Below are 9,532 nucleotides of genomic sequence, written 5' to 3'. Positions count from 1 at the left end.
GATGCGTGGGCAGGGTGTGGGCCGGTTCGTGGAGATCGGCCCGGATGCCACGTTGAGTGGGTTGGTGGCGCAGTGTCTCGATGACACGCCGGTGGTGGTGGCGAGCCTGCGCAAGGACCGCGACGAGGTCACCGCGGTCACCCAGGCGGCGGGGGAGTTGTTCACCCACGGCGTCCCCATCGACTGGGACGCCTACTACACCGGCATCGCCGCCAACCGGGTACCCCTACCGACATACCCGTTCCAGCAGCAGCGGTACTGGTTGGCGGCCTCGGCGGAGGGCGGGGACGCCGCGTCGTTGGGGTTGGCGCCGGTGGATCACCCGTTGCTGGCCGCCGCGACCGTGCTGGCCGACAACGACACCCTGATCCTGACCGGCCGCCTGTCCACCACCACACAACCCTGGCTCGCCGACCACACCGTCGCCGGGACGATCGTCTTCCCCGGCACCGGCCTGGTCGAGATCGCCATCACCGCCGGCGACCAGGTCGGCTGCCCGCGACTGGACGAGCTGACCCTGCACGCGCCGCTGACCCTGCCCGAGCGCGGCGGGGTCCTGGTCCAGGTGAGCGTCGGCGTGCCGGACAGCGCCGGAAGCCGGCCGGTCAACATCTACGCGCGTGCCGAGGGGCTGACCGACTCCGCACCCTGGGTACGGCACGCCAGCGGCAATTTGGCCCCGGCCACGCCGCCGCCCGGGTTCGCGCTGGCCGCCTGGCCGCCCGCCGGAGCCACCCCGGTCGACCTCACCGGCGGGTACGCGGAGCGGGCCGGCCGGGGCGGGCTGGTACACGGGCCGGTGTTCCAAAGCCTGTGCCGCGCCTGGCGCCTCGGTGACCAGATCTTCGCCGAGCTCAGCCTGCCCGAGCAGGCCCGCTTCGGCGCCGAGGAGTTCGGACTGCACCCGGCCCTGTTCGACGGCGCGCTCCAGGCGATCGGCCTCCTCGACACCGACCGGGAAAGCGACGCCGACCGGGCAGGCGACGCCCTGCCGTACGCCTGGTCCGGGGTCGAGCTGCACGCCTCCGGTGCCGTCGCGTTGCGGGCGCGGATCACCCGGGCCAGCGGGACCGGCCCGGACGAGGACGGCGGCGCGACCGTCGCGCTGGAACTCGCCGACCCGGCCGGCCAGCCGGTCGCCTCGGTCGACTCCCTGCTGCTGCGCGTGGCCCCGGCCGAGCTGACCGCCGGCCATCCCCGTCCGGGTGCGCCGAACGGGGCGCTGCTGCACCTGGACTGGGTACGCGTCGCCCTGCCAGCGCCGGACCGCCTCTCTGTGGCGGGGCTGTCCGGTCAGCCGGACGCCGAGCCGGTACCCGATCTGGCCGTCCTGCGGGTGATTGGCGGGCCGGACGCCGAGGCGGCTCGCGCGGCGACCCACCGCACCCTGGCCGACGTGCAGGGCTGGCTGGACGACGACCGGTTCGCCGGCTCCCGGCTGGTGGTGGTGACCCGCGGCGCGGCGGGGTTGCCCGGCGAGGACCCGGTGGACCTCGGTGCCGCCGCGGCCCGCGGGCTGGTCCGCGCGGCCCAGTCCGAACACCCCGGCCGGCTGATCCTGGTGGATGTCGAGGCCGGACCGGACCGTGACCCCGGCGCGGAGGACGAACTGCTGCCCGCGATCGCCGCCAGCGGGGAGCCCGAGGTGGCGGTCCGGGGCGGAACCGCCTACGTACCCCGGCTGTCCCGGACCGGTGCGCCACCCGCCGGCACCGATCCAACCTGGACCGGACCGGTGTTGATCTCCGGCGGTACCGGTGCGCTCGGGCGGGTCGTCGCGGAACACCTGGTCCGCCGGTACGGGGTGCGGAAGCTGCTGCTGGTCAGCCGGCGGGGCCGGCGGGCACCTGGGGCCGGCGAACTGGCCGCCGAGCTGACCGAGCTGGGCGCCCGGGTCGAGATCGTGGCCTGTGACCTGGCCGACCGCCGGGCCGCCGGAAAGCTGCTGGCCCGGCGGAAGGTGACCGCGGTGGTACACGCGGCCGGGACACTCGACGACGGCGTCCTCGCCTCGCTCACCCCGGAGCGGGTCGACACCGTGCTCGGGCCCAAGGCCGCCGCCGCGTGGCACCTGCACGAGCTGACCAAGAACCGGGAGCTGAACGCGTTCATCCTGTTCTCCTCGGCGGCCGGAGTGCTGGGCGCACCCGGACAGGCCAACTACGCCGCCGCCAACAGCTTCCTGGACGCCCTGGCCGCTCACCGCCGGGCCGCCGGGCTGCCGGCGCAGTCGCTGGCCTGGGGGCCGTGGGCGCTCGACGGCGGCATGGCCGGCGCCACCGGCGGTACCCGGGGCGGGCGCGCGCCCATCCGACCGCTGTCCACATCGGAAGGTCTGGCGCTGTTCGACGCGGCGGTGGCGGCGGACCTGGCGTTGCCTGTGCCGATCCAGCTCGACCTCGCGGCGCTGCGCGCCGACCCGGGCGCGGTACCGCAGGTGCTGAGCGCCCTGGCCCCGGCGGTCCGGGCCGACCGGCAGGCTGGCGCCGACTCGCTGGTGGACCGGTTGGCAGCGCGGTCCGCCGAGGAGCGCGAGGCGACGCTGCGAAAGCTGGTGCTGTCCCACGTCGCAGCAGTGCTCGGCCACACCTCCGCCGACCTGATCGACCCCGACCGGCCGTTCAACGACCTCGGCTTCGACTCGCTGCTCTCGGTCGAGCTGCGCAACCGGCTGACCGTGGTCACCGGGCTCCAGCTGTCGGTCACCGTCATCTTCGACCACCCCACCGCCCGTGACCTCGCCGGCTGGCTGCACGGGAAGCTGTTCGGCGCGGCCACCGAGCCGGCCCTGGCGGAGCCGGCCGCACCCGCCGCGCCGGACACCGCCGAGCCGATCGCCGTCGTCGGGATGGCCTGCCGCTACCCGGGCGGGGTCGGTTCGCCAGAGGACCTCTGGCGGCTGACTGCCGCCGGAGCCGACGGCATCGGCCCGCTCCCCACCGACCGCGGCTGGGACATGGACTACTGGCGCGACCTCATCGTCGCCGGCCACCTGCAGCAGGGCGGGTTCCTCGACGACGCGACCGACTTCGACGCCGCGTTCTTCGGGATCAGCCCGAACGAGGCGCTGATGATGGATCCGCAGCAGCGGATGCTGACGGAGGTGTGCTGGGAGGCGCTGGAGCGCTCCGGGGTCGATCCGCTGTCGCTGAAGGGCAGCCCGACCGGCGTCTTCGTGGGCGGAATGGGCTGCACCTACGACCCTGGACCGGCGGGGAACCTGCCGGACAACGCGCTCTTCCGCGGCAACGGCGCGCTGGCCAGCATGGTCCCGGGCCGGGTGGCGTACACCCTGGGTCTGGAAGGGCCGGCCGTGGCGATCGATACCGCGTGCTCCTCGTCGCTGGTCGCGCTGCACTTCGCCGTACAGGCACTACAGCGGGGCGACTGCACCCGCGCACTCGCCGGTGGGGTGTCCCTGCTCTCCTCCCCGGAGCCGTTCGCGTACACCCGTGGCTCGTCGCCAACCGGTCGGTGTCGGTCGTACGCGGCCGACGCCGACGGGATCGGCTGGGGTGAGGGCGTCGGGGTGCTGGTGCTCGAACGGCTCAGCGACGCCCGGGAGAACGGGCACACCGTGCTGGCCGTGGTCCGGGCCACCGCGGTGAACCAGGACGGTGTGTCCAACGGGCTGTCCGCGCCGAACGGGCTGGCTCAGGAGCGGGTGATCCGGCGCGCCCTCGCCGTCGCCGGGCTGCGTCCGGCCGACGTCGACGCGGTGGACGGCCACGGTACGGGTACCGCGCTGGGCGATTCGATCGAGGTGAACGCCCTGCTGTCCACGTACGGCCGGGACCGGCCCGAAGATCGTCCACTGTGGCTCGGCTCGGTCAAGGCCAACATCGGGCACACACAGGCGGCCGCGGGTGCCGCCGGTGTGATCAAGATGGTGATGGCGCTGCGCCACGGGCAGCTGCCGGTGTCCCGCTACGCCGACCAGCCGACCGCGGGCGTGGACTGGTCGGCCGGCAACGTCCGGCTGCTGAACCGCACCATCCCGTGGACCGCGAACGGGCATTCCCGCCGGGCTGGGATCTCCGCGTTCGGGTTCAGCGGCACCAACGCCCACGTCATCATCGAGGAGCCGCCACCGGCACCTGCGGAAGAGCCCGCCGACCCGGCCGACCGGCACCCCGACGCCGCCCCGCCGCCCTGGTTGCTCTCCGCCCGCACCGCCGAGGCGGTACCCGACCAGGCCCGCCGGCTGCTCGACCACCTCACCGCCCACCCGGACCTGCATCCGGTGGACCTGGGCTTCTCCCTGGCCACCTCGCGGCTGGCGTTTCCGCACCGCGCGGTGGTGGCCGGTGCGGACCGGGCCGACCTGCTGACCGGGCTGGCCGGGCTGGCCCGCGCCGAATCGTCCGACCGGGTCGCGCTGGGTACGGCCGTGCCTGGTCGCCGCATGGCGATGCTCTTCCCCGGCCTCGGTGACCGGCATTCGGGCCTGGGCCGGGACCTGTACCAGGCGTTCCCGGCGTTCGCGTGGAGCGTCGACGAGTGCTGCGCCACCTTCGACCGGCATCTCGACCAGCCGCTGCGCGACGTGATGTTCGCCGGTCCGGGCTCGGTCCACGCCGCGCTGCTCGACCAGCTGAGCTACGCGCTGCCGGCGCTGTTCACCCTCCAGGTCGGGCTGTTCCGACTGCTGGAGTCCTGGGGCTTGCGGCCGGACCACGTGCTCGGCGAGTCCGCCGGGGAGCTGGCCGCGGCGCACGTCGCCGGGATCCTCTCGCTCAAGGACGCGGTCAAGCTCACCGCGAACCGGGCCCAGCTGCTCCAGGAGCTGCCCGGCGCCGCGACCGCCGTGGCGGCCGGCGAAATGGACGAGGTACTGGACGACCTGCGGGACATCGCGGGGACGCTCAGCTATCACCGGCCTCGCCTGCCGATCGTCTCCCCGGTAACCGGTGCCCCGGTCACCGACGAGATGTCCAACCCGGACTACTGGGTGGCCAACTGCCGCCAGCAGGTGCGGCCCGGTGCCGCGCTCGCCGCGCTGGCGGCCGCCGGGGTCACCCGGTTGGTGCGGCTCGGCCCGGCCGCGGCGCCCGAGGATACCGGGGACATGCGGGTGGTCCCGGTGCTGCGACCCGGACAGCCCGAGCCGGTCGCCGCGTACCTCGCCGCCGGCCAGCTGTACGCCGACGGGCTCGGTGCGGACGGCACCCGGCTGTTCACCGGCCGCGCGGCCCGGCGGGTACTGCTGCCGCCGTACGCGTTCCACCGCACCCGGTACTGGCCGGACGTCGACCCGCGGGCCCTCAGCGCCCGCGGCAACCTGACCGCGACCGGCCTGGACAGCGTCGGCCACCCGGTGGTGGGCGCCGCCGTCCGGCTGGCCGGCTCGGACGCCGTGGTGCTCACCGGCACGCTGTCCACCGACCGGCAACCCTGGCTGGCCGACCACGTGCTCGACGGCGACCGGGTGTTCCCCACCGCCGGGCTGGTCGAGTTGGCCATCCGGGCCGGCGACGAGGTCGGCTGCCCCCGGCTGGAGTCGTTGACCGCGGAACTGCCGCTGGCGCTGCCCGACGCGGGCGGCGTGCAGGTGCAGGTGACGGTCGGCGCGGCCGAGGACTCCGGCGAGCGGGCGGTCACCGTCCACTCGCGGACCGGGGACGGGGCGCCGTGGGTACGCCACGCGACCGGGCGCCTGCGGCCGGCCGCCGCCGACGTGCCCGTACCCGAGCTGGCCGCCTGGCCGCCGGCGGACGCCGAGCCGGTCCCGGTCAACGGGCTCTACCCGGCGCTCGCCGAGGCGGGGCGCGTCTACGGGCCGGCGTTCAGGGTGCTGCGTTCGGTCTGGCGCCGCGGCGACGAACTGTTCGCCGAGGTCAGCCTGGACCGGGCGACCCGCGCCCAGCATCCCGCGTTCGGCCTGCACCCGGTCGCGCTGGACGCCGCGCTGCACGCCCTCGGGCTGGGTGCTGGCGCACCGGGCGGTACCGGCTCGCCGTCCGCCTGGGCCGGCGTCGAACTGCACGCGACCGGGGCGAGCACCCTACGGGTACGGCTGCGCCTGCGCGCCGACCGGGAGGTCGGGCTCACCCTGGCCGACCAGGACGGCCAGCCGGTCGCCACGGTCGAGGCGGTCCGGCTGGGAACCATCCCGCGGCCGGTGCCGGGCACCGCTACCCGCGCCGAAGCGCACCTGTTGACATCACGCTGGTCGCCGCTGGAGCCGGCCCCGCCGGCCACCGCGCCACTCGATCTGGTCACCCTGGACTGCACCGGACTGGGCGACGGTCCGGCCGCGATCCGCGAGGCGGCCGAAGAGACCCTGGTCGGCCTGGCGCGCTGGCTGCGGTCCGGCCACCCGGGCCGGTTGGTGATCCTTACCCGGGGCGCGGTGGCGGTCGCCGGCGAGGAGGTCGGCGACCTGGCCGGCGCCGCGATCTGGGGCCTGGTGCGCTCGGCCCAGGCCGCCCACCCGGACCGGTTCGTGCTGGCCGACGTGGACGCCGCGAGCGACCCGGAGCGGCTGTTGCCGGCCCTGGTGGCGGCCGGGGAGCCCGAGGTCGCGATCCGGGATTCGGCGCCCTACGCCGTCCGGCTGGTCCGGGCCACCCCGGCCGGCGACCAGACGCTCGGCGCCGTCGGCACCAGCGGCAGCGCGCTGCTGACCAACGCCGACCACCCGGTCGGCCGGCTACTCGCCCGGCATCTGGTCGACGATCTGGGGGTACGCCACCTGGTGCTGGCCGGCGCGGCGGTCAGCGACCTGGCCGAGGAACTGACCGCGACCGGCGCCACGGTGACCGTCGCCGGCGACCTGACTAACCGGGCGAGCGTCGCCGCCCTGCTCGCCGGCCTCCCGTCCGGGCATCGGCTCACCACGGTGCTGCATTTGGCCGCACCGCACCCTGATGCCGGCGTGGACTCCCTCGATCCGGACCGGCTCGCCGATACTTTGTCCTCCGCTGTGGACATTGCGCTCGCCCTGGACGAGCTGGCCGCCGAGGTCGAGGCGTTCATCGTGGTCTCCGCCACGGCCGGGCTGCTCGGCGACCACGAGCGGGCCGCGACCACCGCCGCCGACGCCTGCCTCGACGCGCTGCTGGCGCGGCGTCGCGGCCGTGGCCGGCCGGGCCAGATGATCGGCTGGGCGCCGTGGTCCAGCGCGCTGCTTCCGACCCAAGCCGGGCCGACACTGTCCACTGCGGATGGGCTGGCGTTGTTCGACGAGGCCGCCGCCCGGGCCGAGGGCACGCTTCTGGCGGCGCGTCCGGCGCCGTCGCGGGCGGCCGACCCGGCGAGGGTGCCGCCGCTGCTGCGCTCGCTGGTGACCCCCGCGCGCCGGACCGTCGCCCCGAACCGCTCCGCGCCCACCGCCCCGCACCCGGTTGCGCCGCTGGTCGGGCCGCAACCGCGCGCGGCACTCCACGAGCTGGTCCTGACGCACACCGCCGAGCTGCTCGACCTTCCCGATCCGTCGTCGATCGATCCGGCCCGCAACTTCCTGGAGCTCGGCTTCGACTCGGTGGTCGCGGTCGAGCTGCGGGACCGGCTCAACGCGGCCACCGGGCTGTGGCTGCCCGCCACGGTGACGTTCGAGATCCAGACACCGGCGGCGCTCGGCGACCACCTGGCCACCCAACTCGGCGCTGGCGCCGCGGCGGCACCGGGCGCGACCGGTCAGCCGGAAGGCCCGGGCGGCGACGGGTTGGCGGAGCTGTTCAGCGAGGCGGCCCGGGCCGGCCGGCTCGGGGACGGCCTGGCCATCCTGAGCGCGGCGGCGAACCTGCGCCCCTCCTTCGAATCCGCCGATGAGATCGACACCCCACCCGTACCGGTCCGGCTGGCCGACGGGCCGGCCCGGCCGCGACTGCTCTGCCTGGCCGCCCCGGTGGCGACCGGCGGGCCGCACCAGTACACCCGGATCGCGGCCCACCTGAAGGGCCGGCGCCCGGTGTCCGCGCTGGGCATGCCCGGCTTCCAGACCGGCGAGCCGCTGCCCGGATCCGCCGGGGCCGCGGTCGACCTGCTCACCCGGAGCCTGCGCGAAGCCATCGGTGACGAGCCGTTCGCGCTGCTCGGCTACTCCTCCTCGGGGATTCTCGCCGTCGCGGTGGCCGGCTGCCTGGAGCGGGCCGGTCTGGCACCCGCCGCGGTGGTCCTGCTCGACACCTACCCCGTCGGCGGTGTGGAGCTGCGCGAGGCCGGTCAGGAGGCGCGGGACGGAACGATCGGCGAGATGGCCGCGGCGATGCTGGAACGCGATACGGGGCAGGGATTTGCCGACCGTACCCGGCTCACCGCCATGGCCCGCTACATGGATTTCCTGGCGGACGTGCCGCTGCCCGACCTGGCCGCGCCGACCTTGCTCATCCGGGCGGGCAGCCGGTTCGTGGTCGGCGGCGGGCGGCCGGCGGCGGAGCCAACCGGTGCGGACTGGATGACCAACTGGAGCCGCGCGGACGAGGTGCGCACCGTCCCGGGCGACCACTTCAGCATCGTTGCTGAGCAGGCCGCCACCACCGCGCAGGTCGTCGACGAGTGGCTCGCGGCGCGGTGAGAGCGACCCCTACTAGGGGTTCCCTTTGTCGGTTGCTCCAACCGGCCGATGCCGGCTCAGGTGGAAAGGGTTCCGATGCGCGTACTGTTTGTCACCCCACCGTCGACCGCCCGGATGTACCCGCTGATCCCGCTGGCCTGGGCGCTGCGCAGCGCGGGGTGCCTGGTGCACGTGGCCAGCTGGTCCGGGTTCGCCCCGACCATCAACCTGACCGGGCTGGTGGCGGCCCCGCTCGGGGACCCGGTCGGTGAGCCCGACCGGCTGGCGGGTCCGGCAGTGGCAGACGCGGTCACCGGGTACGCCGGCCGGTGGCGGCCCGATCTGGTGGTCTGGGACCGGCACGCCCCGGCGGCCGACGTGGCGGCCCGGGTCGTCGGTGCAGCCAGCGTCCAGATGGTACCGGTATCCGACCGGCTGGACGGCTCCCTTGTGGACGTTGATCGGGCGACCCAGGTGCCGGACGCGACGCTCGAACCCACGCCACCGTCACTGCGGCCCGCGCCCGTCGCCGGCGACCTGCCCATCCGGCACATCCCCTATCACGGGCCGGCGATCGTCCCGTCCTGGCTGCGCCGCCGGGCCCGCCGCAGCCGGGTCATCGCCAGGCTGGACCCCGCCGGTGCCCGGCTCGGCGAACTGTTCGAGGCGGTCGACGGCTTGGACCTCGAACTGGTCTGTGCGGTGCCGATGCGCGAACTGCCGCCCGGCGTCCGGATCCCGGGCAACGTCCGGATCCTGGACGCGACGCCGGGGGACGCGCTGCTGCGCACCTGCTCGGCCCTCGTCCACGACGGTGCGGCGGTTGCCGACGCGCTCGCCTACGGGCTGCCGCACCTGGTCCCGGACGGCACCGCCGGAGCCGAGTTGGGCAAGCGAATCCTCCAGTTGACCGCCGATCCGGCGGTGCGGGAAGAGGCCGAGCGACTGCGCGTCGAGGTGCTTGCCATGCCCGGCCCCGAGGCCCTGGTATCCGTGCTCACCGACCTGGCGGGCGGGCGGGATAGGGGCGGGGTC

2 protein-coding genes are annotated in these 9,532 nt (G+C 75.2%); both read left to right on the top strand.

Translation table 11 applies throughout. The features are described from left to right. The first annotated feature begins 28 nt into the window (after positions 1 to 28). Positions 29 to 8,518 carry a type I polyketide synthase gene (locus E1258_RS26225; RefSeq protein ID WP_207919724.1) on the top strand — a complete coding sequence of 2,830 codons (8,490 nt, stop codon included), beginning with the start codon at positions 29 to 31 and terminating at the stop codon, positions 8,516 to 8,518. A gap of 75 nt (positions 8,519 to 8,593) precedes the next feature. After that, the coding region (locus E1258_RS26220; protein WP_132405816.1) for a nucleotide disphospho-sugar-binding domain-containing protein at positions 8,594 to 9,532 on the top strand (939 nt) is incomplete at its 3' end.

Source organism: Micromonospora sp. KC207 (assembly GCF_004348615.1).
Lineage (GTDB): Bacteria > Actinomycetota > Actinomycetes > Mycobacteriales > Micromonosporaceae > Micromonospora.
The sequence above is the reverse complement of the archived record's forward strand: the minus strand, read 5'-3'. Positions and strand labels throughout refer to the sequence as shown.